This is a genomic window from Kitasatospora sp. NPDC048662 (assembly GCF_055587065.1).
Window position 1 is genome coordinate 135299 of record NZ_JBVJHA010000004.1, and the last position, 23557, is coordinate 158855.

At 73.9% G+C, this 23557-nt stretch carries 14 protein-coding genes; 4 read left to right on the top strand and 10 right to left on the bottom strand.

From position 1 onward, the window contains the following. Positions 1–18: 18 nt before the first annotated feature. Positions 19–1737: a sensor histidine kinase gene (locus ACZ6R9_RS14040; RefSeq protein WP_465538344.1), complete on the top strand. Its 1719-nt coding sequence runs from the start codon at positions 19–21 to the stop codon at positions 1735–1737. Between the two features lie 2 nt (positions 1738–1739). Here ACZ6R9_RS14040 and ACZ6R9_RS14045 read toward each other — a convergent pair whose 3' ends face one another. From ACZ6R9_RS14045 to ACZ6R9_RS14055, 3 genes are all read right to left on the bottom strand, one after another. After that, entirely contained in the window at positions 1740–2717 is a 978-nt protein-coding gene (locus ACZ6R9_RS14045; protein ID WP_465538345.1) for an Acg family FMN-binding oxidoreductase, read from the bottom strand. Positions 2718–2732: 15 nt separating this feature from the next. After that, complete coding sequence (locus ACZ6R9_RS14050; protein ID WP_380478189.1) at positions 2733–3026, bottom strand: SHOCT domain-containing protein; 294 nt, start codon at positions 3024–3026, stop codon at positions 2733–2735. 114 nt (positions 3027–3140) lie between these two features. After that, positions 3141–3833 (bottom strand): response regulator, encoded by a 693-nt coding sequence (locus tag ACZ6R9_RS14055; RefSeq protein ID WP_465538346.1) that lies wholly within the window; start codon positions 3831–3833, stop codon positions 3141–3143. A gap of 294 nt (positions 3834–4127) precedes the next feature. Here ACZ6R9_RS14055 and ACZ6R9_RS14060 point away from each other — a divergent pair, with 294 nt between their 5' ends. Beyond that, entirely contained in the window at positions 4128–5018 is an 891-nt protein-coding gene (locus ACZ6R9_RS14060) for a universal stress protein (protein WP_465538347.1), read from the top strand. 34 nt (positions 5019–5052) lie between these two features. Here ACZ6R9_RS14060 and wecB read toward each other — a convergent pair whose 3' ends face one another. The 7 genes from wecB to ACZ6R9_RS14095 all read right to left on the bottom strand — a co-directional run bounded on the left by wecB (position 5053) and on the right by ACZ6R9_RS14095 (position 20298). After that, positions 5053–6222: a non-hydrolyzing UDP-N-acetylglucosamine 2-epimerase gene (gene wecB / locus ACZ6R9_RS14065; protein ID WP_465538348.1), complete on the bottom strand. Its 1170-nt coding sequence runs from the start codon at positions 6220–6222 to the stop codon at positions 5053–5055. A gap of 569 nt (positions 6223–6791) precedes the next feature. Continuing rightward, positions 6792–7310: an isochorismatase family protein gene (locus tag ACZ6R9_RS14070; protein ID WP_465538349.1), complete on the bottom strand. Its 519-nt coding sequence runs from the start codon at positions 7308–7310 to the stop codon at positions 6792–6794. Between the two features lie 103 nt (positions 7311–7413). Next, positions 7414–8604 carry an ATP-grasp domain-containing protein gene (locus ACZ6R9_RS14075; protein ID WP_465538350.1) on the bottom strand — a complete coding sequence of 397 codons (1191 nt, stop codon included), beginning with the start codon at positions 8602–8604 and terminating at the stop codon, positions 7414–7416. A gap of 13 nt (positions 8605–8617) precedes the next feature. Next, a complete protein-coding gene (locus ACZ6R9_RS14080) occupies positions 8618–9946 on the bottom strand; it encodes an MFS transporter (protein ID WP_465538351.1) in 1329 nt (442 codons plus the stop codon). Positions 9947–10035: 89 nt separating this feature from the next. Continuing rightward, positions 10036–15045 (bottom strand): amino acid adenylation domain-containing protein, encoded by a 5010-nt coding sequence (locus ACZ6R9_RS14085; protein ID WP_465538352.1) that lies wholly within the window; start codon positions 15043–15045, stop codon positions 10036–10038. A gap of 44 nt (positions 15046–15089) precedes the next feature. Further along, complete coding sequence (locus ACZ6R9_RS14090; protein WP_465538353.1) at positions 15090–18812, bottom strand: amino acid adenylation domain-containing protein; 3723 nt, start codon at positions 18810–18812, stop codon at positions 15090–15092. A 208-nt stretch (positions 18813–19020) separates the two neighbouring features. Then, a complete protein-coding gene (locus ACZ6R9_RS14095) occupies positions 19021–20298 on the bottom strand; it encodes an ATP-grasp domain-containing protein (protein ID WP_465538354.1) in 1278 nt (425 codons plus the stop codon). A gap of 231 nt (positions 20299–20529) precedes the next feature. On the opposite strand from ACZ6R9_RS14095, the gene ACZ6R9_RS14100 reads away from it, so the two are divergent. Both ACZ6R9_RS14100 and ACZ6R9_RS14105 read left to right on the top strand, forming a co-directional pair. Next, entirely contained in the window at positions 20530–21708 is a 1179-nt protein-coding gene (locus tag ACZ6R9_RS14100) for a LuxR C-terminal-related transcriptional regulator (protein ID WP_380478179.1), read from the top strand. 304 nt (positions 21709–22012) lie between these two features. Continuing rightward, the gene (locus tag ACZ6R9_RS14105; protein ID WP_465538355.1) at positions 22013–23548 is read left to right on the top strand and encodes a M1 family metallopeptidase; all 1536 of its coding nucleotides are present in this window, start codon (positions 22013–22015) and stop codon (positions 23546–23548) included. The last annotated feature ends 9 nt before the right edge of the window (positions 23549–23557 follow it).

The following is a 23557-nucleotide window of genomic DNA, read 5'->3' on the forward strand; positions in this document are numbered from 1 at the left end:
CCAGTCCGGAGGATCACGGTGGGCAGCGCAGAAGAAGGCCCGAACCCGGTGCCGCAGCTCAGGCTCGACGACCTGTTGGACGAGCTGCAGAGCCGGCTGGACGCGGCGCGGGCGACCCGCGACCGGGTGCACAGCCTGCTGGAGGCCGTGCTCGCCGTCGGACGCGACCTCGACCTGGCCCAGGTGCTGCGCCACATCGTCGAGGCCGCGGTGAACCTGGTCGACGCCGCGTACGGGGCGCTCGGCGTGATCGGCGAGGACCAGCGGCTGTCGCAGTTCGTCCCGGTCGGCGTCACCGAGGAGCAGGTCCGGCGGATCGGCCCGCTGCCCTCCGGCCACGGCATCCTCGGCGAACTCATCCGCCACCCCGAACCGCTACGGCTCGCCCGGATCGCCGACCACCCCGCCTCCTACGGCTTCCCGCCGAACCATCCGCCGATGAACAGCTTCCTGGGCGTGCCGATCCGCATCCGCGGCAAGGTGTTCGGCAACCTCTACCTGACCGAGAAGCGCGGCGCGGACGAGTTCGACGCCGAGGACGAGGCGGTGCTGGAGACCCTCGCCGTCGCGGCGGGCGTGGCCATCGAGAACGCCCGGCTGTACGCCCGGGCCCGGCTGCGCGAGCAGTGGCTGGCCGCAGGTGCCGCCGTCACCAGCAGCCTGCTGTCGGGCAGCGCCGAGCAGGAGGTGCTCGACCTGCTGGTGACCCGGGCCGGCGAGATCGCCCGCGCCGACCTCGCGGCGGTCGCCCTGCTGCTGCCCGGCAGCGAGGAGCTGGAGGTACGGATCGCCGTCGGCCGGGGGGCCCGCGAACACCGCGGGCTGATGCTCCCGCTGGACGGCACGTTCATGGGGGTGGCCGCCCGTTCCGGCGCCCTGGTGACCAGCAGTGACGTCCGCAACGATCCGCGGATCACCGTCGGACCGCCCCGCTGGGCGGGCCTGGGCCCGGCCGTCGCCGTCCCGATCGGCACCGCCGAGCTGGGCGTGCGCGGCGTCCTCATGCTGGCCAGGACGACCGGGTCGGCGCTGTTCGAGTCGGACGAGTCGACACCCCTGATGGGCTTCGCCGGGCAGGCCGCCGTCGCGATGGAGCTGGCCGAGCGGCGCCGCGACTCCGAGCAGGTCGCGCTGCTCCAGGAACGCGACCGGATCGCCCGCGACCTGCACGACCTGGCGATCCAGCGGCTGTTCGCGGTCGGCATGACCTTGCAGGGCGCCACCCGCTTCATCGAGCACCCCGAGGCCGAGGAACGCGTGCTGCGGGCCATCGACGAGCTCGACGAGACCTCCAGGACCATCCGCGCCACCATCTTCGGCCTGCGGGTGCGCGACGCCGGACCGGCCGCCCACGGCCTGCGCGCCGCCGTGGTGTCGGCCGCCGAACGGGCCACCGGCCTGCTGGGCTTCGCCCCGGCGGTGCGGATGACCGGACTGCTCGACGTCGGCGTGCCCGGGGAGGTCGCCGACGAGGCCGCCACCGTCCTCCAGGAGGCCCTGTCCAACACCGCCAAGCACGCCAAGGCGAGCGCCGTCGAGGTGGTGGTCGAGGTCGGCGGGGGGCACCTCACGGTCACCGTGTCCGACGACGGCGTGGGCCTGCCCGAGGGCGGCCGGCGCAGCGGGCTGGCCAACCTGGCCGAGCGGGCCGCCGCGCTGGGCGGCGAGTTCCACGCCCGGGCCCGCCCCTCCGGTGGCACCGAACTGGTCTGGCGGGTACCGCTGCCGGACGACTGACCTCAGCCGTCGATCACGTCGGTGGCCGGCCGTCGCGGGGTCGGCGCGCCCTCCGGGCCGTAGCCGAGCCGGACCAGCATCTGCGCGAACGCCGGCCCGTGCCGCGCTTCCCGGGCCTCCCAGCGCAGGAACCGCCACTCCATCGCCTGGTGCAGCAGCGAGGCCCGCACCCGGTGGACGGTGGCGGCGAGCAGCACGTGCTCCAGGGCCAGGCCCGCGCGCAGCCAGTCCACCGGGCGGTCGCCATGGGTCAGCAGGACCGCGATCCGCGGCCGCGCCTCGAACCGCACCGGGGCGAGGTGACGCGCGGGCGCGAGCGCGCCGAAGTCCCGCATCGGCAGGTGCCCGCCCGCGTCCTGCGGCCCCAGGGCGGAGACGGGGATGCCGTACGGTGGCGCACCGGGCGCCTGGATCCAGCTGCGGCTCTCGGCCCGCTGGCCGGCGTCGGTGGTGTTGCGGCGCTCGGCCTCGGCGGTCAGCCGCAGCAGCCGCTCGGTCTCCGTGTCGTCGGGAAGCAGCAGCTCGGCGTCCTCCGCGCGGGCGGCGTCGGCGAGTTCGGCCAGCACCTCGGCCGGGACGGGCGGCCCGGTGAACGGCGAGCGGATCGAGTGCCGCCGCCAGATCGCGTCGTACAGCGCCTCGACGGCCGGCAGGTGGCAGACCTCGGACGCGTCGAGGCGCACCCCCGCCAGCAACTCCGGCTCGGCCGGGTCGGGCAGCAGCCGCACCTCGGGCGCCCACCCGAGATGGCGGGCCGCGGTGCGCAGGTTGAGCACGGCGGCGCCCACCGAGATGTGCAGCGCCCGGCCCTCCGGATCGGCGGCCGGCAGCGACTGCTCGGTGGCGGCCCTGACCTCCAGCACGGAGGTCTCGGGCACCAGCCGGAAGCGCCACGGCTGGGTGTTGTGGATGGACGGCGCCGCGACCGCGGCGGAGACCAGGGTCTCCAGCGCGAGGGCGTCCAGGGCCGGGACGGTCATGGTGCCCACCTCCACTCAGCCCGTGCCCGGTCCCGTGCTGTCGCGCAGCACCTCCAGACGGCGGCGGTACTCCTCGGGGTCGATCTCGCCGCGGGCGAGGCGTTCGGCGAGCACCTGTTCGGCTTCGGGGTGCCGCTGTGCGGGGTGCTGCTGGGAGGGGTGCTGCTGCGCGGCGTGCTGTTCGATCGGGCCCAGGTGGCGGAAGAGGACGACCGCCGCGGCGATCAGCAGGCCCAGGAACACCAGCATCGACAGCATCATCAGGCCGACGCCCCAGCCGTTCATCCCATCGTCGTTCCAGTACATCATCGCGGCCTCCCCGGGCCGATGGGCACCGGGCCGGTGCCCTTCACCGTCCACGGTGCGCCCGGGCGGGCCGCCGCTGCTTGGGCCGACCGGCCCCAACCGGCCGGCCGACCGGGTTCAGCGCGGACGCGCGGTCCGCTGTCCCTCCTCGGCGTGCGCGGCCAGCATGGCGGCCTGCAGCCGCCGCTCCACGCCCAGCTTGGCCAGCAGCCGGGAGATGTGGTTCTTCACGGTCTTCTCGGAGAGGTACAGGTCGTGCCCGATCTCGCGGTTGGTCTCACCCCGGCCGATCAGCGCCAGGATCTCCCGCTCCCGAGGAGTGAGCCGGGCGAGGGCCGCTTCGGCGCCGCTCTCGTCGTGGTGGCGCAGGCGCTCCATCAGCTTGCGCGTGGTGGCCGGGTCGAGCATCGACTGGCCCGAGGCCACGGTGCGCACCGCGCTCACCAGGTCCGCGCCCTTGACCTGCTTCAGCACGTACCCTGCGGCACCCGCCATGATCGCGTCCAGCAGGGCGTCGTCGTCATCGAAGGAGGTCAGCATCAGGCAGGCCAGCTCCGGCAGTCGGTCCCGCAGCTCCCGGCAGACCGTCACGCCGTCACCGTCCGGCAGCCGCACGTCCAGCAGCGCCACCGTGGGGCGGAGCGCCGGGATCCGCGCCAGGGCCCGGGCGCAGCTGTCCGCCTCGCCGACCACCTCGATACCGGGCTCGGCCTCCAGCAGGTCCTTCACGCCGCGCCGCACCACCTCGTGGTCGTCGAGCAGGAAGACCGTCACCCGCTGTCCGGCCGCGCCGGGCTGGGTCCCGTTCATGTCGGCTCCCGGAGACGTCGGATTCGATCCCCCTCCGATTCTGCCCGCCGCCCGCCGGGGCGGCACGGCTGCCGCCCGGTGGGCCCACCACGAGGTCTGTGCGCCGTCGGCAGCGGGCCCCCGGCACGGCGGCAGGAACCCGGAACGGTGCGCTTTTGCGACGCGGCCGGCCGGCGGCGCGACCGCCCCACCCGGCCGGGGCCGGTCGGCCCTCGCCCGCTCCACCGGGCGCGCCTAGCGTGGAAGTCGATCCGGCCGTCACCGGACAACGGCCGGCGTGACGGTGGAGGAGTCATGACGTCGCCCACCGAACCCCGCCCGATCGTGCTGGGCGTCGATGCCCGGCAGGTCAGCCCCATGGTGGTCGGCTGGGCCGCCGCCGAGGCCGAGCGGCGCGGGATCCCGCTCCGCCTGGTGCAGGCCGTCCCCGACGAACCCCGGGACCTGCACGGCGACGGCCGCAGCTACCTCCAGTCGCTGCGGGAGGCCGGATCCCTCGCGTTGGAGAAGGCCGAGGGCATCGCGCTGGAACGCCACCCCGGGCTCCTGGTGCAGTCCGTCCTGCGCGAGGGGAGTCCGGCCCCGCTGCTGTGCGCCGAGTCCGCGCGGGCCGCGCTCGTGGTGCTCGGCTCGCGTCGCCTGGGTTTGCTGGAGGAGAAGCTGAGCCGCTACTCCGTGGCCGTTCCGGTCAGTGCCCAGGCGCACTGCCCGGTCGCCGTGGTACGGGAACCCGAGCACACCACCCTCCGCCCGCCCCACGTCGTCGTCGGCGTGGACGGCTCCCCGTACTGCGAGGCCGCCGTGCGTTTCGCCGCCGACCTGGCCGCCCGCCGGGGAGCGGCCCTGCGCGCCGTCCGGGTCCGGCGGACACCCGTGCGGCCGTTCGAGCGGCTGGAGAGCGAGCCGGAGATCCGGCGGCGCCTGTTCGAGGCCACCGCGGGCTGCGCCGCCGAGGAACCCGACCTCGACCTCACCCACGAGATCATCGGCGGCCAGCCCGTCGACGAACTCGTCCGGGTGTCCGCCCACGCGCTGGCCGTCGTGGTCGGACGGCACGGGTACGGCGGAATCACCGGACTGCGGCTCGGCTCCGTCCCGCACGGCCTGATCCGTCGAGCGCTCTGCCCCGTCGTCACCGTTCCGGCTGGGCGCGGCGCGGACGAACCGCTGGCGCGGGAGAGCTGAGCGAAGGCCGCGTGCCGCGATCAGACTCCGTCGCTCAGGCCAGGGCGGTGGCGGCAGGCGCCGGGTGCAGGTGGCCGGGCGAGGGCAGCGGCGTGGCGGCCGTCGGTTCGGGGCCGAGGTAGCGCTCGCGGAGGGCGGCGACGATGGCCGTGCCGGCGCTGCCGTCGCCGTACGGGGAGGGGGTCCGGGCGAGGCGCTCGGTGGCGGTGGTGTCGGCGAGCATCTCGCGCAGTGCGAGGGCGAGTTGCTGGCCCGGCCGGGCCAGGCGGGCGAAGCCGGCCCGGACGGCTTCGGGGCGTTCGGTGGAGTTGCGTACGACGACGAGCGGGCGCTTGAGGACGGTGCACTCCTCCTGCACACCGCCGGAGTCGGAGACGAGCAGACGGCAGTGGCGCGCCAGGCCGAGGAAGGCGGCGTGGTCGAGCGGGTCGGTCTGCCGGAGCCGGGCGATCGAGCGGTGGAGGCCGAACCGGTCGACGGCGGCCCGGGTGCGCGGGTGCAGGGGCAGCAGCACGGGCAGGCCGACGCCGGCGAGCTGGTCGAGGAGCCGGGCCAGGCGGGCGCGGTCGTCGGTGTTCTCCGGACGGTGGACGGTGGCGAGTACGTAGCCGCCTTCGGTCAGCCCGTGCCGGGTCAGGAGCCGGTCGGCCTCGGCCTTGCCGGGCAGGGATTCGAGCGTCGCCTCGACGACGGTGTTGCCGGTGATCAGGACCCGCCCGGCTTCGACGCCTTCGCGCAGCAGGTGGGCGGCCGCCGTCGGAGTCGGGGCGCAGTGCAGGTCGGCGAGCGGGGCGATCAGGCGCCTGTTCGCCTCCTCGGGCATGGCGTTGTCGAAGGAACGCAGGCCCGCTTCGACGTGGACGACGGGGATGCCCGCGCAGTGTGCGGCCAGTGCTCCGGCGGCGGCGGTGTTGGTGTCGCCCTGCACGACGGCGGCGGCCGGGGGCTGCCTGGTGAAGTGGTCGCTGAGGGCGGCGACCATGCGGCCGATCTGCCGGCCGCGGGCCTCTCCTCCGATGCCGTCGAGGACGTGGTCCGGGCGGGGCAGGCCGTACTGGTCGAAGAAGCAGGTGGTGAGCTTGGCGTCCCAGTGCTGGCCGGTCCACACGAGCCTGGCCCGGGTTCCGAGAAGGCGGGCGACGCCGGCGAGTTTGACGATTTCCGGCCGGGTTCCGAAAATCAGGGCGACAGCGGGGGAGGGCATTGTTCTCCGACGGTGAGAGGTGTCTCGGGTGCTGGTGCAGTATCGACCCGTTGACGGCCGTGAAATGCGGAGAATTCGCCGGGATCCCGCCGACACCGCCCGGGTGGCCCAGTGTGCGGCAGACGCGTGCGGGGTCTGCGCGGCTCGCGGTCGAGCCTTCGAAGCCCGTGCTGACGTGGGGGTTCTGCTTTTTGATGCCGCAGTCGGGGCGGCGGTTTCGCGTGGTGCGGCATGCGGGTGGCTGCGCGGCCGGCGGGGCGTGGCGTCACTCCGGCGACGGCGGGAGGTCCGGCATCACCCGGGCTGTCCCGGCCGATTTGTCGAATGGTGCCGGTCATTCGACGGAGAAGAAGGAGGGATTATCGCGCCCGGGCCAATTCCTTGCGGTCTTCTGCCGTCCGGTGCCACCGACCGCACCTCGGTCGGGGCCGGCGGGTGAGAGGCCGGCTCTGACGTGCGCGGGGTGGAGCGGTGCCCACGTGTCGGCGACGTGGGCACCGCTCCGGGTCTGGGCAACGGCTGCCCGGACGACCCGGTGGAATCAGCCGCGCCTTCCTGGCGGGCGGAGCTCAGGAGGAGCGGGGGAGGGTGGCGGCTTCGGTGGCGGTGGTGATGGTGCCGAAGCGGGGGAAGGTGTGGCGGAAGGCGTGCTCGTGTTCCTCGGCGGTGAGGGCGGCCATCGCGTCCTCGACGAAGTGGAGCTTGTAGCCGTGGTCGACGGCGGCGCGGGCGGTGGATTCGACGCCGAGGTTGGTGACCAGGCCGGCGAGGACAAGGGTGTCGATGCCGCGCTCGCGCAGTTGGGTGTCGAGTTCGCCGCTGTGGAAGGCGCCGATGGCTCGCTTGGTGAACAGCAGGTCGCCCTCGGCCAGGACGTCGTCGACCAGTTCGCTGCCCGGGGGCTGCTCGGGGACGCCGGGGCGGTGGACCTGGACCACGACGACGGGGGCGCCGGCGGTGCGGTAGGCGTCGGCGAGGGTGAGCGCGGCCGCCACCACCTCCCGGCCGCTGCGCGGCTTGAACTCCTGGTCCACGATTCGGGTTTGAAGGTCGATCAGCATCAGGGCGAGGCGTCCTTGAGTAGTCACGGGGTGACTCTAGCGAGTGACGGACCGCCCGCGTGCCACGAGGGGAGCAAGGGGGGAGGAGGCGGCGGGGCCGGTGTTCGGGGCCGGCCCCGCCGGCGGGGTGTCAGAGGATGGGCTCCGTTTCGATGAGGAGGGTGGCGCGGACGTCGGCGACGGCCTTCTCCAGGGATTCGGGGTCGGCGGCCTCGACGAGGACGGCGGCGGGGCGGTCGGCCGAGCAGCGGACCGGCCCGACCGCGTCGCCGGGCCGGACGCCCACGTGGACGCGGGCCACGCCGGGGCGGCCGCGAAGGTCGGCGGTGCCGTGGACGGCGACCACCCGGCCGGGCTCGGCGGTGGGGAACAGGCTGGCGCTGCACCGCAGTTGGCGGGCACGTTCGACCGCCGGGGTGGGCAGGCCGAGGGCGAGCCGGACCACGGCCTCGTACAGGTCGAGGCCGTGCACCAGGCCGACGGCGTCCATGATCGAGTCGCCGGGGGTGCGGACGGCGACCTCGATGATGGCGGGGCCGTCGGCGGTCAGCCGGAACTCGAGATGGACGATGCCGGTACGCATGCCGAGCGCCTCGACGACCTGACGGCCGAGGTGCTGACCGGCCGTCACGGCGGCGGGGGCGGCGGTGCCGACCCGGTGCGCCACCTCGACGAAGTACGGCGCGGGGCCGGTCTCCTTCTCGGTGACGTTGCCGAGCAGCACCCGCCCGTCCCGGACCAGGCCCTCCCAGCTGAACTCGGGTCCGGTGACGGCGGATTCGACCAGCAGCCGGCCCTCGCCGTCGCGACGGCCCACCGCGTCCGCCCAGGCGGCGCCGTCCGGGACCAGCTCGACGCCGGAACTGCCGGACGAGGACAGCGGTTTGGCGACGACGGGCAGCCGTTCGGCGGCCCAGTCGGCCGCGGCGCCGAGCCGTTCGGTGACGGTGAAGGCGGGCTGTGGGAGCCCGGCCGCCGCGAAGACCGCCCGCTGGAGCGCCTTGTTGCGGGAGACCACCGCGGCACCCAGCGACGGCCCGGGCAGGCCGTGGCGCTCGGCGGTGAGCGCCGCGGCCAGCACCTGCGGCTCGCCGAGCGCCAGCACCCCGTCCGGGGACCAGCGGGCGGCGGCGCCGAGGGCGGCCTCGGACCACTGTTCCTCGGCCGTCCCGGCGACCGGGAAGACCTCGTCCACCAGGTCGCGCAGCAGGGCCGCCCGGCTCGGTGTCTCCACCAGGCCGACGGAGGCCTGCAGCCGCTTGGCGGCGATCAGGTAGGGCAGGCCGAGTTCACCGACCCCGACCAGCAGCAGTTTGGGCATGGGCGGTGTCCTCTCAGCGGGCCGGGGCGGGGGCCGCGGCGGTCGGCTCGGAGCCGGGCTCGGGGGAGGCGTCGGCGGGCTCGGTGGGCTTGTTCAGGCCCAGTTCCTCGGAGAAGGAGGTCTTCCGGTAGGCCAGCCACATGAACACACCGGGGACGGCGGCGACCAGGGTCATGATCACCACGGTCGGGCGGTAGATGTTGCTCGCCAACAGGGCGGCGGCGAGCGCGGCACCGGCCGGGCTGGTGCTGTTCATCAGGGTGCGCATGAAGGTCATCGTGCGGCCGCGGACCTCGGCCGGGATGCGGACCATGCGGACCACCTGCGAGGAGACCGTCATCGGCGCGGAGAGCAGGTCGGACAGGACCAGGCCGATCAGCACCACCGGCAGGTTGAGGACGAGCAGCAGGCCGAGCGAGGCGCCGGCGAAGATCTGCAGCAGGCCGATCCGGCCCATCTGCTTGTCGGACGGCTTGAGCGCACCGGCGATCAGCGAGCCGATCAGGCCGGCGCCGTTGGCGGCGGCGAGCAGCAGGCCGAGGGTCTCGGCGCCGCCGGGCAGCGCGTTGTGGGCGAGCCACGGGTTGGTGACGCGCAGCATGCCCATCGCGCAGTTGAACAGGGCGAAGCCGACGGTGATGCTCAGCAGCACCTTGTCCTGCTTGAGCAGCGCGAACACCGGGCCCCAACCCCAGTTGCCGGAGCTCTTCTTCTTCCCCCCGGCCGTGGCCGGGGTGGCCGGGGCGGCGGGCTCGGGCCGCTTGAGCGGGGCGCGGATCGCCCAGATGGCCAGCGCGAAGAGCAGGTAGCTGACGGCGTCCAGGGCGAGCACCGCCTCGCCGCCGATCACCGGGATGAGCACACCGCCGAGCGCCGGACCGGCGAAGCCGGCCGCGCCGTACGCGATGGTCTCCAGCGCCGCGGCGGGCTGCAGCTGCTCCTTGGGGACCAGCTCGGGCACGATGGTGGGCACCGCGCCGAGCGGCACGATCTTCAGCAGGCCGTAGGTGCCCGCCACCGCGTACAGCTGCCACAGCGGCACGTCGCCGAACAGGGCGATCAGCGGGACCCCGGCCACGACGATGCCGCGCAGGACCGAGTCGCCGATCAGCACGGCCTTGCGGGAGAAGCGGTCGAGCAGCGGGCCGACGAAGGCGCCGCCGACGATGACCGGCATGGTGTAGCAGATGGCGAGCACGCCGAGCGCGCCCGCGCCGGCCTTGGAGATGGCCAGCCAGGACAGTGCCGTCCAGGTGGCGCCGTCGCCGAGCAGGTTGAGCACGGAGGCCGACCACAGGAGTCGGTAGTCCCGCAGGCGCAGGACGGACAGATAGGACTTCATCGGGGATCTCTCATCTCAAAGGGGTCGGGCGGTGCGGTCGGCCGGGGCCGGTGCGGCGGGGTGCCGCACCGGCCCGGGACGAGGGGTGATCAGCTGGCGGGAGCGGCCTGCTGCCAGGCCTCGCGGACGATCCGGGCCGCGTCGGCGGCCCTGGTGCGGATGAAGTAGTGGCCGCCGGAGTCGAGTTCGCACAGCCGCAGGTCGGGGGCGACGAGCTTCCAGTCCTGGTGGTACTGCGGGTACTCGACGGTGGTCTGGTCGTCCTGGGCGACCACGAAGGTCAGCGGCGCCCGCAGCGGGGTGCCGGCCTGCTCGCGCACCGCGAGCAGGTAGCGGTGGCTGGACTCCACGTCGTGCCGGAACAGCGTGGCGATGGTGCGGGCGCGCTCCATGGCCAGGCCGTCGTCGATGCTGTAGCCGGTGCGTTCGATCAGCCAGTCGACGATGTCCTGGTCGGACATGCCGTGCAGGATGCCGATCGCCTCGTGGATGTCCTCGACGGGGTTGAGCAGCTTGGCGCCGATGACCAGGTGGCGCAGGTCCGCCTCGCGGCGCTCCAGCTCCCGGGCGGTCTCCACGGCGACCGCGGCGCCGCCGCAGTGGCCCCACAGCAGCACCGGGCCCTCGATGCGCCGGGTGATCTCCTCGGCGACCAGGCGGCCGGTGGCGGCGGCGTCCAGGCACGGCTCTTCGGTGCGGTGCAGGTCGTGGCCGGGCAGCTCGACGGCGTACACCGCGATCCGGTCGTCCAGTGCGGCCAGTTCGCGGGCCAGCGGGACGAAGTTGGCCGCGTTGCCGGCCGCGTACGGGAAGCACACCAGCGTCGCGTCGGGGGTGCCGTCGGGCACCGTGAGCGGCTGCAGGTGGCCGGGCTGCTCCTCGCTCCGCCCGGCGGAGCGTTCGGCGGCGGCGGCCAGGTCGCCGAGGACCGGGTAGCGCATCACGTCGACCAGCGAGACGGTGCCGTCGAGCATCATGCCGACCCGCAGCGCGGCCAGCGAGTTGCCGCCGAGCTCGAAGAAGTCGTCCCCGGCGCCGATCCGCGAGGCGGGCACGCCCAGCACCTGCGACCAGGCCTCGGCGATCCGGCGCTGGACGGCGGTCGGGCCGCCGGCGGTCGGCTTGGCCGCCGGCGCGGGGGCCTCGGACTGCGCGTCCGGGGGCAGGAGTTCGCGGTCCTCGGGGGCGAGGGCCAGCTCCGGGGTGACGGACGGGCCGTCGGGGTCGGCGGTCATCAGGTCGAGGACGGTGAGGTAGTAGCCGCCCATCCGGTCGATCTGCTCGCTGTTCAGCACGTCGGCGTGGTGGTGCAGGCTGAGCCGCACGTTGTCCTCGAAGAAGTGCCGGGAGAACTCGGCCCGCAGCACGAACTCGGTCTCCGCCTGCACCTGCACGTCCAGCAGCGCGAACTCGGGGAGCTTCTTCAGCTCCTTGAGCAGGTAGAAGTGGGTGAAGTTGAAGACCGTCTCGAACAGCGGCTGGTGGGCGCCGACGTCCTGCTTCATCCGCGCCATCGGGTAGCGGCGGTGCGGCAGCAGGTCGGTCTCGGCCCGGTAGACCGAGCGGATCAGCTCGGCCCAGCTGCCGCCGGTCAGCTCGATCCGCAGCGGCACGGTGTTGAGGAACATGCCGATCGAGCGGTCGGCGCCCTCCAGCTCCGGTCGCCCGCTGTGCTCGTAGCCGGTGAGCACGTCGGTGCGGCCGGCCAGCAGGCCGAGCACCCGCAGGTGGGCGGCGAGCAGCACGTTCTTCACCGGGACGCCGAGCTGGTCGGCGAGGCGGACGATCCGGGCCGACAGCTCGGCCGGGATCGGCACCGGGCGGATGCCGACCGCGAACTCCTCGCTGTCCGGCACGGCCGGGCGCGGCACCGCGGTGCTCTGCGCGCCGTCCAGCATGTTCGCCCAGAACTCCCGTGCGGCCGGGGAGTTCAGCGCGCGCAGCTCCAGGCCGACGTGGTTGCGCAGGTGGTCGCCGGGCGCCTCGGGCAGCGGGCGGCCGTCGCGCAGCCGGTAGTAGATGTCGAACAGCCGGGTGTGGACGAGGTTGATGCTCCAGCCGTCCAGCGCCGAGTTGTGCAGGCTGATGTTGTAGCGGTACAGGTCGTCGCGCAGCACCTGGACGTGCAGGCTGATCAGGCCCGGCTCCTCCCAGCGGAAGCGCCGGCCGCGCTCCTCCTTCACCCACTGCTCGAACCAGAACTGCTGCGCGTCGGGGGTGCGCCCGCGCAGGTCGGTGATGGTCAGCGGCAGCGGCACCTCGGAGCGGACGATCTGCAGCGACTCGGAGAAACCGACCAGGTGGAAGGTGGTGCGCAGGATCGGCGCCTGCTCGACCAGGATCCGCGCCGCCTCGGTGAACAGCTCGGCGTCGAACGGACTGGTGATCAGGTAGCTGATGATGTCGTGGTACTGCGCGGTGCCCCGGGTGATCTCGCTCTGGAAGATCAGGCCGGCCTGCAGCATCGACATCGGGTAGGCGTCCTGGGCGTCGGCGGGCAGCAGCGCCCGGTCGGCCTCGGAGATCAGCGAGAAGGGCGCGAACTCCTGGCTCTCGCCGGTGCGTTCGGTGCCCTCGTCGTCGAGCAGGGCGGCCAGCTCGGCGATGGTCGGGTGCTGGAAGAACTCCTGGAAGGTGAACTCAAGACCGTGCCGGCGGCTGCGGGCCAGCACGCTGACGAAGTGGATCGAGTTGCCGCCGAGCGCGAAGAAGGAGTCGTGCACGCCGACCCGCTCCAGGCCCAGCACCTCGCCCCAGATCTCGGCCAGCCGCTGCTCGGTGGCGCCGCTCGGCGCGGTGTACTCCGGCCCGGTGAAGGCGTCCGTGGGCAGCGGCAGGGCACGCCGGTCGAGCTTGCCGTTCGGGGTGACCGGCAGCGCGTCCAGGCGCACCACCCGGGCGGGGACGAGGTGTTCGGGCAGCGCGGCCCGCAGGTGCTCCTTCAGCTCGCGCTCGTCGGGGCCGTCGGCCGGGGCGACCGCGTAGCCGTGCAGCTGGAGCTGCCCGTCCGCGCCCCGGTGCGGGACCACCACGGCCTCGGTGACGGCGGGGTGGCGGCGCAGCTGCTCCTCGATCTCGCCGGGCTCGATCCGGAAGCCGCGGATCTTGACCTGGTTGTCGATCCGGCCCAGGTACTCGATGGTGCCGTCGGGCAGCCAGCGGGCCAGGTCGCCGGTGCGGTAGACCCGCTCCTCGCCGTCGAAGGGCCGCTCGACGAACTTCTCCGCCGTCAGCTCCGGCCGGTGCAGGTAGCCCCGGGCCAGGCCGACGCCGGCGATGCACAGCTCACCGGGCAGGCCGATCGGCTGCGGGCGCAGCTTGTGGTCGACCACGTGCAGGCGGGTGTTGTCGATCGGCGCGCCGATCGGGACACGGTGGGGCCGGCCGTGCACCTCGTGGTGGGTGACGTCGACGGTGGCCTCGGTCGGCCCGTACAGGTTGATCAGCCGGCTGCCGGGCAGCACCTCGGCGAACCGGGCGGCCAGGTGCGGCGGGAGCGCCTCGCCGCTGGCGAAGACCTGCCGCAGGGTGGTCAGGGCGCCGGTCGCGCCGGTGCCGTGCGCGTAGTCGAGGAAGACCGCGAGCATCGACGGCACGAAGTGCAGGGTGCTGACCCGGTGCCGCTCCACGGTGCGGATGATCGTCTCCGGGTCCTTCTCGCCGCCGGGGGCGAGCAGGCAGACGGCGGCGCCCTGCCGGCCCCACCAGAACAGTTCCCACACCGAGACGTCGAAGGAGATCGAGGTCTTCTGCAGCACCACGTCGCCGGGGGCGATCGGGTAGGCGCGCTGCATCCAGCCGATCCGGTTGACGGCCGAGCGGTGCTCGACGGCGACGCCCTTGGGGTTGCCGGTGGAGCCGGAGGTGTAGATCACGTAGGCGAGGTCGCGGGCGGTGCCGGGGCGCTCCAGGTCGCTGTCCGCGTCCGCGTAGGAGGCCGGGTCGTCGAGGTCCAGGACGGCGGCGCCGTCGGGCAGCAGGCCCAGGTGCGCGGTGCGGGCGAGGGCGAGCCCGGCGCCGCTGTCCTGCAGCAGGTAGTGGACCCGCTCGGCCGGGTAGGACGGGTCGACCGGCAGGTAGGCGCCGCCCGCCTTGAGCACGGCGTACACGGCGGTGAGCATCTCCACCGAGCGCTCGGCGACCACCGGGACGACGGTGTCCGCGCCGACGCCCCGCTCGACCAGGGTGCGGGCCAGCCGGTTGGCGCGGGCGTTGAACTCGGCGTAGCTGACGCTCTCGCCGTCCAGCACGACGGCCGGCGCGTCCGGGGTGGCCCGGACCTGACGCTCGAACAGCTCGTGCAGCCGCACGCCGTCCTCGAACGGCGCCTCGGTGGCGTTGGCCTCGGCGAGCCGGGCGGCGTCCTGCTCGGTGAAGAGCGACAGGTCGCCGAGCGCGGTCCCGGGCGCGTCCGCCCAGCGCTCCAGCAGCAGCGCCAGGTGGGCGCCGAGCCGCCGCGCGGTGCCGGCCTCGTAGCGGCGGCCGTCGCAGTCCACGCTCAGGTGCAGGCCGTCGGCCTCGCGGCGGACGTCGAAGCGGACGCCGGCGGCCGGGGCCGCCGCGTGCAGGCCCTCCAGCCGGACCACCACGTCGAACAGCGGGTTGTCGCCGGCCGGGGCGGTCAGCCCGGCCTCCACGGCGAGCACGTCCAGCGGGTAGTCGCGGTGCTCCAGGGCGCCGAGGACGGCCTCCCGGGTGCGGGCCAGCGCGGTGCGCAGGTCGGTGTCCGCCTCCAGCGCGAGGTCCAGCGGCAGAGCGTCGCCGAGCGGCTCGGAGTCGGCCGCCGGGTACGGCTGGGCCAGCGTCAGCTCCTCGCCGGCGCCGTAGCGGTGCAGCAGGGCGGCGACGCCGGCGGTCAGCAGGGTGTGCAGCGCGTCCGGGCTGCCCTTGGTCAGCCGGTCGAGCACGGCGGTCGCACCCTCGCCGAGCGGGACGTCGGCGGTGACCCGCGGCGCGTCCTCGGGCATGCCGTGGTGCAGGTCGGCGGGGAAGGCGGATCGGTACCGGCCGGGCCGGATCAGGCCCTTCCAGTAGGCGGTCGCCAGCGGGCGCTGCGCCGCGATGATCTTGCGTTGTCCGAAGGTCTCGTGCTGGGCCATGGTCTTCTCCTTGGGGTGTGGAGCGGGGACGCCCGGGGCGCGGTTCACAGGTCGAACTCGAAGGCGAGGGCTGACACGACGACGGTGGGCGCCGCGGGGCGGATCAGCCGGCCGACGGGCGCGTGCGGGTCGGCCAGCGCGCCGTCGACGAGGTCGAGCAGGAGGCGGACGAAGGCCTCGGCGGTGGCCCGGTCGAACAGGTCGGTGCTGTACGCCCACACCGCCTCGACGGACTCGCCGGCCTCGTGGAACTGGAGGTTCAGGTCGAACATGGTGTGGTCGGTGTCGGTGTCGGCGAACCTCGGCAGCGCGCCGAGGAACTCGCCCGGCCCGACCCCGCCGCCCTGGAAGGCGAGCATCGCGTCGAACAGCGGGTTGCGGCTGTAGTCCCGCTCCCCGGCGACCAGTTCGACCAGGGTGTCGAACGGCTGGTCCTGGTGGGCGAAGGCCTGCACCGCCTGGTCGGCGACCGCCCGCAGGTGCTCGGCGAACGGGGTGTCCGGCTCGAAGCGGCTGCGCAGGCAGACCGTGCCGGCGAACATGCCGGGCAGCCGCTCGGTGCCCGGCACCGTCCGGCCGACGGTGGGCACGCCCGCCGTGACGTCGTGGCTGCCGGTCACCGCGGACAGGAACAGCGCGTGCACGGCGGCCAGGAACCCGAAGACGGTCACCCGCCGACGGGCCGCCAACTCCCGGATCCGGGCGGTGCGCTGCGGTCCGAGGTCGAAGGCGATCCGGTCGCCGGCCGTCCCCCGGGTGGCGGGCCGCGCCCGGTCCACCGGCAGGTCGGCGGCGTCCTGCGGCTCGGCGAACAGCTCCAGCCAGTACGGCCGGTGCTCGCGCTCGGCGAGCGCCTCGCCGCTCTGCCGCCACCAGTGCGCGTAGTCGCGGTACTGGTGCTTGGGCTCCGGCAGCGGCACGCCCCGGTACAGGTCGGCCAGTTCGGCCAGCAGCACCGCCACCGAGGTGCCGTCCGCCACGATGTGGTGGATGTCCAGCAGCAGCCGGTCGTGCTCGCCGTGCCGGAAGAACGCGGCGCGCAGCAGCGGCGGTTCGGCCAGGTCGAAGGGCCGCAGCAGCTCGCGCACCGTCCGCGCGCCGCGCTCCAGCGCGAACGGCACGTCGGACAGCACCCGCTGGCGGGGCTCCTCGCCGTCGTGCACGAAAGCGGTGCGCAGCACCTCGTGACGCGCGATCAGCTGTCGCAGCGCCGCCTCCAGCGCCGTGGCGTCCACCTGCCCGGCGGGCAGGTCGATCACCAGCGGGACGTGGTACTGGGTGGTCGAGGGGTCCTTCAACTGTTCGACGTAGAGCCGCTTCTGCTGCGGGGTGACGGGGTGGTCGGGCAGCTCGGGCGCGGTCGGCAGCTCCTGCGGGCCGCCGTCGGCCTCGGCGAGCGCCGCGCGCAGCAGCTCGGCGACCTCGCGCACCGTCGGGTGGGTGAGGATCAGCACGCCCGAGAAGTCGACGGCGTACTCGCGCTGGATCGCCCCCGCCAGCATCGCGGCGGTCAGCGAACTCGCCCCGAGGTCGAAGAAGTCGTCGTCCAGGCCGACGAGTTCACGGCCGAGCACCTGCTGCCACTGCTCGCACAGGAAGCGCTCCAAATCGTCGCGCGGGGCGGCGTACCCGGCGAGGTCCGGCGCGGCGGTCTCCGGCAGCGGCAGCGCCGCCCGGTCGACCTTGCCGTTGCGGGTGAGCGGCAGCGCGTCCAGCCGGACGATCCGGGCCGGCACCAGGTGCTCGGGCAGCCGGGCCGCCAGGGCGGTGCGCAGCGCGGCCGGATCGACGGCGGCGTCGGCCGCGACGTACCCGCACAGGTACTTCTCGCCGGTCTCCGGGTACTGCCGGGCCACCACCACGGCCTCGCGCACGCCGGGCTCCCGCATCAACTGCTGGGCGACCTCGGCGGGTTCGACGCGGAAGCCGCGGATCTTGACCTGGTGGTCCACCCGGCCGAGGAACTCCAGCGCGCCGTCGGGCAGCAGACGCACCCGGTCGCCGGTGCGGTACAGCCGTCCACTGCCGCCGAAGGTGTCGGGGACGAAGGCACGCTCGTCCAGGTCGGGCCGGCCGAGGTAGCCCGCGGTCAGGCCGTCGCCGCCGACCAGCAGCTCGCCGGGGACGCCGACGGCCTGCAGGGCGCCGTCCGGATCGACCACGTACGCCGTGGAGTTGGCGATCGGCCGGCCGATCGGGATGCGCTCGCCGAGCGGGCGGGTGACCAGGTGGGTGGTGGAGAAGGTGGTGTTCTCGGTCGGCCCGTAGCCGTTGGTGACCCTCAGGCCGGGGCAGGCGGTGAGCAGCTTGTCGATGTGCGGGACGGACAGCGCGTCGCCGCCGACCAGCAGTTCGCGCAGGCCGGTGAGCAGGGCCGGGTCCTGATCGACCAGCTGGTTGAAGAGGGCGGCGGTCAGCCACATGGTGGTGATGCCGCGCTCGCGCACCGCCCGGCCGAGCGCCCGGGCGTCCAGGATCACGGCGTCGTCCACCAGGTGCAGGGTGCCGCCGTTCAGCAGCGGTCCCCAGATCTCCAGCGTGGCGGCGTCGAAGACCGGCGCACCGGTCTGCAGCACCCGGGTGTCCGGGCCGAGTTCGGCGAAGCTGCTGCCCCGCACCAGGCGCACCACGTTGCGGTGGCTGATCGGCACGCCCTTGGGCCGGCCGGTGGTGCCGGAGGTGTACATCACGTACGCGGTCGCCGCGGCGGCCGCCGGGCTGTCCGGACCGGTCGGGTCGCCGTCGGCGGTGTCCCAGGACAGCAGCGGCAGCGGGGCCGGGCGGCCCGGGTCGGCGGTGAGCATCAGCACCGCGCCGCTGTCGGCCACCGTGTAGCTGACCCGATCCTCGGGGTAGCCCGGGTCGATCGGCACGTAGGCCGCGCCGGCCCGCAGCACCGCCAGGGTGGCGACCACCATCGCGGTGGTGCGCTCGGCGCGCAGCGCGACCCGGCTGCCGGGGGCGACCCCGGCGGCGCGCAGCCGCTCTGCCAACCGGGCGGAGCGCCGGTCGAGTTCGGCGTAGTCGAGGGTCTCGCCGTCCGGGCCGACCAGCGCGGTGCGGGTCGGATGGGCGGCGGCCTGCTCGGCGAACAGCGCGTGCAGCGAGGCGTCGCGCGGGTAGTCCACGGCGGTGGCGTTGACCTCGTGCAGCACGAAGTCGCGCTCGGGCGCGCTGATGATGCCGGTGTCGGCGACCCGCCGGGTCGGCCGGTCGGCGAGGGCGTCCAGCACCAGGGCGAGGTGCCGGGGCAGCGCCTCGGCGAGGGCCGGATCGACGGCGTCGGCGTGCACCCAGGCGTCGAGCCGCAGCTCGGCGCCGTCCTCGGCGGCGCAGACGGCGAGGTCGAACGGCACCCGGCCGCCCTCCGCCGCGAGGTACGCGTCGAGCGCCTGCGGGGAGTCGGCGAGCAGCACGCTCTGCGGGCCGGTGCCGCCGTCGGCGGTGCGCAGCGCCTCGGCGGCGCGGGCGGTGAACTCGGCGAGGGTGGCGGCCGGGTCGATGCTCGCCTCGACGGCGGGCAGCGGCCGGCCGGCCGCGTCCAGGCGGCCGAGTGGGATCAGGTCGGCGCCGGTGTACTTGCGCAGCACCAGCAGCAGGGCGGCGAGCGGGTCGCCGCCGGTGCGCGGCAGGCGGACGGTGGTGTGCCGCAGTTCGCAGCGGCCGGTGCAGGGCCGTGCGCCGGGCAGGTCGAGCGGCCGCTCGGGACGCTGGACCGGTCGGGAGTGGGGTGGGTCGGCGGGTGCGCCGACGGCATGACGATCCACGGACGTGCGCTCCTTCGGTGGTGGGACGGACACGGTTGGGCCGGTCAGGCGCTCGGGGACGCGGCGGCGAGCCGCCCGGTGACCCCGGTCGGGGGCGGGCCGGGCGGTGCCGGTGAACCGGAACAGGGCGTGCGGAAGCCGCGCCGCGGCCGGAGGTCGATGGCCTGCGACGGGGGAGAGGTGGTGGAAGGCCCGGTCGGGGGGTCGCTCAGTGGGCGAACACGGGCGTGAAGAGGCGGTCGATCTCGGTGCCGATCCGCCGCAGGGCGTCGTGGTCGCGGGCGATGCCGTAGACCACGCCGAGACAGCCCTGGGTGCCGTCGCGCCAGTCGAGCGGGGCGCCGGGAGTTGCCCGCCACTCGACGTACTGGACGCCGGGGATGGCGCCGATCGCCTCCGCGCCGTCCAGGCTGAGGACCTGCCGGGCGGTGGCGGGGGCCACCAGGTAGCGGCGGAAGGCGACTTGACGGAACGCCGGTCCGCCGTCGGGCAGCGGGAGCCCGAGTGCGGTGCGCAACGCGGCGGCCAGCAGGTTGTAGCCGGCCGAGCGGTTGAGCACGTCGTTGACGTAGCCGCCGATCCGGCCGTTGACCTCGATGACGCGCGGGCCGCGGTCGGTGAGCTTCAGTTCGGTGTGGGTGACGCCGACGGTGACGCCGAGGGCGCGCAGGGCCCGTTCGGTGAGCGCGGTGCACCGCTCGGCGAGGCCGGCCGGCAGCACGCCGGGCAGGAACTGGCCGACCTCGCGGAACGGTTCGGCCAGCGGGAACTTGCCGGTGACGCAGACGTGCCGGACCTCGCCGTCGCGGACCAGTGACTCCACCGAGACGTAGTCGCCCCACTCGGCGCCGGCCGCCGCCGGGTCGCCGGCGAGCAACTCCTCGACGACGTACTCCTCCTCGCCGTCGGCGGTCAGGACGGTGAGCAGGTCCGCCAGTTCGGCGGTGGTGTCGACGCGGTGGGTGGCCCGGCTGCCCGCGCCGCGGCGGGGCTTGACCACGGCGGGCGCGCCGACCTCGGCCAGCGCCCGGTCGATCTCCGGCCGCTGCCGGACGGCGACGCACCGCACGGCGTCCACCGCGGCCGCCGCCAGCGCCTCGCGCTGCAGGTACTTGTCGGTGAGCCGGCTCGCGGTCGGGCCGTCGTGGTACGGCAGGCCGAGCCGGGCGGCGAGGTCCGCGGTGGTGCGGATCGCGTACTCGCTGAAGGTGGTGATGCCGTCCGGCGTCAGCTCCGCCAGGGTGCGGGCGTTCTGCTCGGGGTCGGCTCCGGTCTCCAGCACGTCGGCGAACCTGCGCAGTTCGGGCAGGATCCCGGCGACGTGCGGGCGGGCGGGGTCGCACAACAGAATGACCCGGCACAGGCCGCGGGCGGCGGCGACGATCTCCGCCGGTCCCACCGCCCCCAGGTCGTAGACGACCGCCAGCAGGGGCAGCTCGTGCGGGGAACGCCGGTCGGGTGACACGGGGTTGGGTGCGCTGGACAACTGACCTGCTCCGTTCGAAAGCGTGGGTTCGTACGGTCGGGCGTCGACGGTCAGCCCCACCCGAGGTCACGGACGAAACGCGTGGACATGGTGATAACCCGTCAAATCCGGGCGGCAACCGGTCGTCGCCGCTCAGAAATTACTGTGCATGATCAAAAGTGTGAGTGATGTGTCCCCTGGGGCTCGTATCCTCGCCAGGCAGGAAAACGACGGGCATGAAGTGAGGAACAGGTGGAAATCAGTACGCAACTGGATCCAGCAGTGGCCCGCACCGTCGGCACCGAGGTGTACCGTCACCTCGCCGACCACGGCCCGGCCACTCCCGCAGAACTCCACGCGGCCCTCGCCGAGGACCGCGTGGACCTCAACGCAGCCGTCCGGCACCTGCTGGAGCTGCGCCTGGTCCGGCAGGCCCCCGACGGGCGCCTGCACGCCGACACCCCGGCCCGGGCGGGCCTGGAGGCGCTCGCCCCCGCCGTCCGTGACCTGGTCCGGCACCACCGCGAACTCCAGGAGATGCACAGCACCCTGGCCGCGTTGTTACCGGTATACGAGTCCAGCACCCTCGGGCGGGTCTCCGGACAACAGGTGGAACGCCTCACCGATCTGGCATCGGTGCGCCGCACCATCACCGAGCTCGCCGCCCGCAGTACCACCGAGGTGCTCGCCTCCCAGCCCGGCGGCGCCCGCTCCGAGGAGGTGCTCAACGAATCGCTCAGCCGCACCGAGGCCCTGCTGAACCGCGGCGTGCGGATGCGTACCATCTACCAGCACACCGCGCAGTTTGACCAGACCACCGTCGAGTACGTCCGCAAGGTCACCGCACTCGGCGCCGAGATCCGCACGGTCAGCGACGCCTTCGTCCGGGTGCTCATCTTCGACCGCACCACCGCCCTGATCGAACTCCACGACGAACCGCTCGGCGCCGCCCTGGTCCAGGACCCGAGCATGATCGCCTTCGCCGTCGCCTCCTTCGAACGCGCCTGGGTGGCGTCCGACGAATTCCCCGCCGTGCAGCAGCGCCAGCGCGTCCGCGAGACCTCCAACAACATCAAGTCCGCCATCGTCCGGATGCTGGTGCAGGGCTACGAGGAGAAGCTGATCGCCAAGCGCCTCGGCATGTCCGTGCGCACCTGCCAACGGCACATCTCCGAGATCATGCGCCGGATCGGCGCACGCAACCGGCTGCACGCCGGCTACCTGCTCCGCGACGAGCTGGCCGGCATCAGCTTCCCGCCCCCGGACGACGACCTCCCGGCCGGGCCGGCCATGACAGCGCCGCCCGAGGCCGCCCACGAGGAGGCCGGCCCGGGCGGGACCGGCCTCACGGGGTGCGGGAAGGCAGACGGGGTCGTCCCGGTCCCGCTCGGCGCCGTTCCCAGACCCGCCGGCCGCCGCACCGAGAGGTGATCCGTGCTTCGCCCGGTTCTCCCGCCGAACCCCGGCCCACCGGCGGCGGGCCGAGCCGGGCGAAGCCCGCAGGGCCGCCTGCCGCGCCCTGGTCGGCGGCTTCGCGGTCAGGTGCACCGCATCGCCGGCCGGTTGAGCTTTCGAGGGGTCAACTCCTTTCATGGCAGCCGGAGCTGACGGAGAGTCATATGTGTCGGCCGAGGCGTTTCCCTTCATGAAATTCTCACAATCGGGGAGTAGGCGGGGAGTTGCCGGGACAGGGATCGATCCGACCCCACCGTTTTGGTGATCCCTGGAGGACCATGTGCGCAAGAGGTTGATCGTTTCTGCTGCCAGTGCGCTGAGCCTGTTCCTGGCCGTCCCCGCCTCGGCCTCCGGCTTCCAGCCGGGTGCGGACGGCCTGGGGGACCCGTACTACCCGACCCTCGGCAACGGCGGCTACCGCGTCTCGCACTACGACGTCCGGCTGAAGTACCAGCCCGCCACCGACGAGCTGGAGGGCACCACGACCATCCTGGCCACGGCCACCCAGGACCTCTCCCGGTTCAACCTCGACTTCGCGCTGAAGGTCTCCGAGGTCCGGGTCAACGGGCGGCTCGCGGCCTTCGCCACCAGTGGCGACCAGGAGCTGGAGATCACCCCGGACCGGCCGCTGGCCAAGGGCTCCCCGGCCACCGTGGTGGTGCGCTACCGGGACGTGCCCTCGACCGTGCAGAAGTACGGCGGCTACACCGCCTGGCGCCGTACCCCGGACGGCGCGGTGGTGGCCGGGGAACCGGTGTCGGCCGGCTGGTGGTTCCCGAGCAACGACCACCCGAGCGACAAGGCGACCTTCGACGTCTCGGTGCTGGTGCCGGACGGCACCCAGGTGATCAGCAACGGGGTGCTGACCGGCACCAGCTCGCGGGCGGGCTGGACCCGTTACAACTGGCGCGAGGACAAGCCGCAGGCCAGCTACCTGGCGACCCTGGCGATCGGGAAGTTCGACGTCACCCAGGACACCACGGCCAGTGGGCTGCCGGTCTACAACGCCTACAGCAAGGACCTCGGCGAGAACGCGGGCGCGGCCCGGGCGAGCGTGGAGCGCACCGGCGAGCTGGTGGACTGGCTGAGCGGCTACTTCGGCGAGTACCCGTTCAGCTCGGTCGGCGGCTTCGTGCCCAACGTCCGCACCAGTGGCGGCCTGGAGACCCAGACCCGGGTCTTCTACGGGCCCGGACTGTTCGCGCGGGGATCCAACACCTCGGTCGTCGTGCACGAGCTGGCCCACCAGTGGTACGGCGACAGCGTCTCGCTCTCCCGCTGGAGCGACATCTGGCTGAACGAGGGCTTCGCCCAGTACGCGCAGTACCTCTGGTCCGAGCACGAGGACGAGGGCACCGTGCAGGAACTGGCCGACTACATCTACGCCTACTACCCGGCCGACGACCCGTTCTGGAGCGTCAAGCCGGGCGACCCGGGGGAGGAGAACCAGCTCTCCGCCGCGGTCTACCAGCGCGGCGCGCTCGCCATTCAGGCGCTGCGCAACACCGTCGGGGACGAGACCTTCTTCCGGATCCTGAAGGGCTGGCCCACCGAGCGCCGTTACGGCAACGCCACCATCCAGGACTTCCAGGCGTACGCGGAGAAGCTCTCCGGCCGGAAGCTCGGCGAGCTGCTGAACACCTGGCTGTTCACCCCCGGCAAGCCCGCCGTCGGGCCGGTGCCGACCGGCACCACGGCTGCCGCCCGGCCGGCGGCCGGTGCGGCTGCGGGCCGGGGCGACGGGCGGCTGCCGGTGGAACCGAAGTCCTGGCGGAAGATCCAGGAGGCCAATGCCGTTCACGCGGGCCGGCCGTGACGGGCGCGC

What these genes read in the sequence shown, in the direction of transcription:
- ACZ6R9_RS14045 (WP_465538345.1), bottom strand. Translation starts at nt 2,717, where the DNA reads ATGACCGTCCCGGCCCTGGACGCCCTCGCGCTGGAGACCCTGGTCTCC.
- wecB (WP_465538348.1), bottom strand. Translation starts at nt 6,222, where the DNA reads ATGCCCTCCCCCGCTGTCGCCCTGATTTTCGGAACCCGGCCGGAAATC.
- ACZ6R9_RS14080 (WP_465538351.1), bottom strand. Translation starts at nt 9,946, where the DNA reads ATGAAGTCCTATCTGTCCGTCCTGCGCCTGCGGGACTACCGACTCCTG.
- ACZ6R9_RS14050 (WP_380478189.1), bottom strand. Translation starts at nt 3,026, where the DNA reads ATGATGTACTGGAACGACGATGGGATGAACGGCTGGGGCGTCGGCCTG.
- ACZ6R9_RS14055 (WP_465538346.1), bottom strand. Translation starts at nt 3,833, where the DNA reads ATGAACGGGACCCAGCCCGGCGCGGCCGGACAGCGGGTGACGGTCTTC.
- ACZ6R9_RS14075 (WP_465538350.1), bottom strand. Translation starts at nt 8,604, where the DNA reads ATGCCCAAACTGCTGCTGGTCGGGGTCGGTGAACTCGGCCTGCCCTAC.
- ACZ6R9_RS14085 (WP_465538352.1), bottom strand. Translation starts at nt 15,045, where the DNA reads ATGGCCCAGCACGAGACCTTCGGACAACGCAAGATCATCGCGGCGCAG.
- ACZ6R9_RS14060 (WP_465538347.1), top strand. Translation starts at nt 4,128, where the DNA reads ATGACGTCGCCCACCGAACCCCGCCCGATCGTGCTGGGCGTCGATGCC.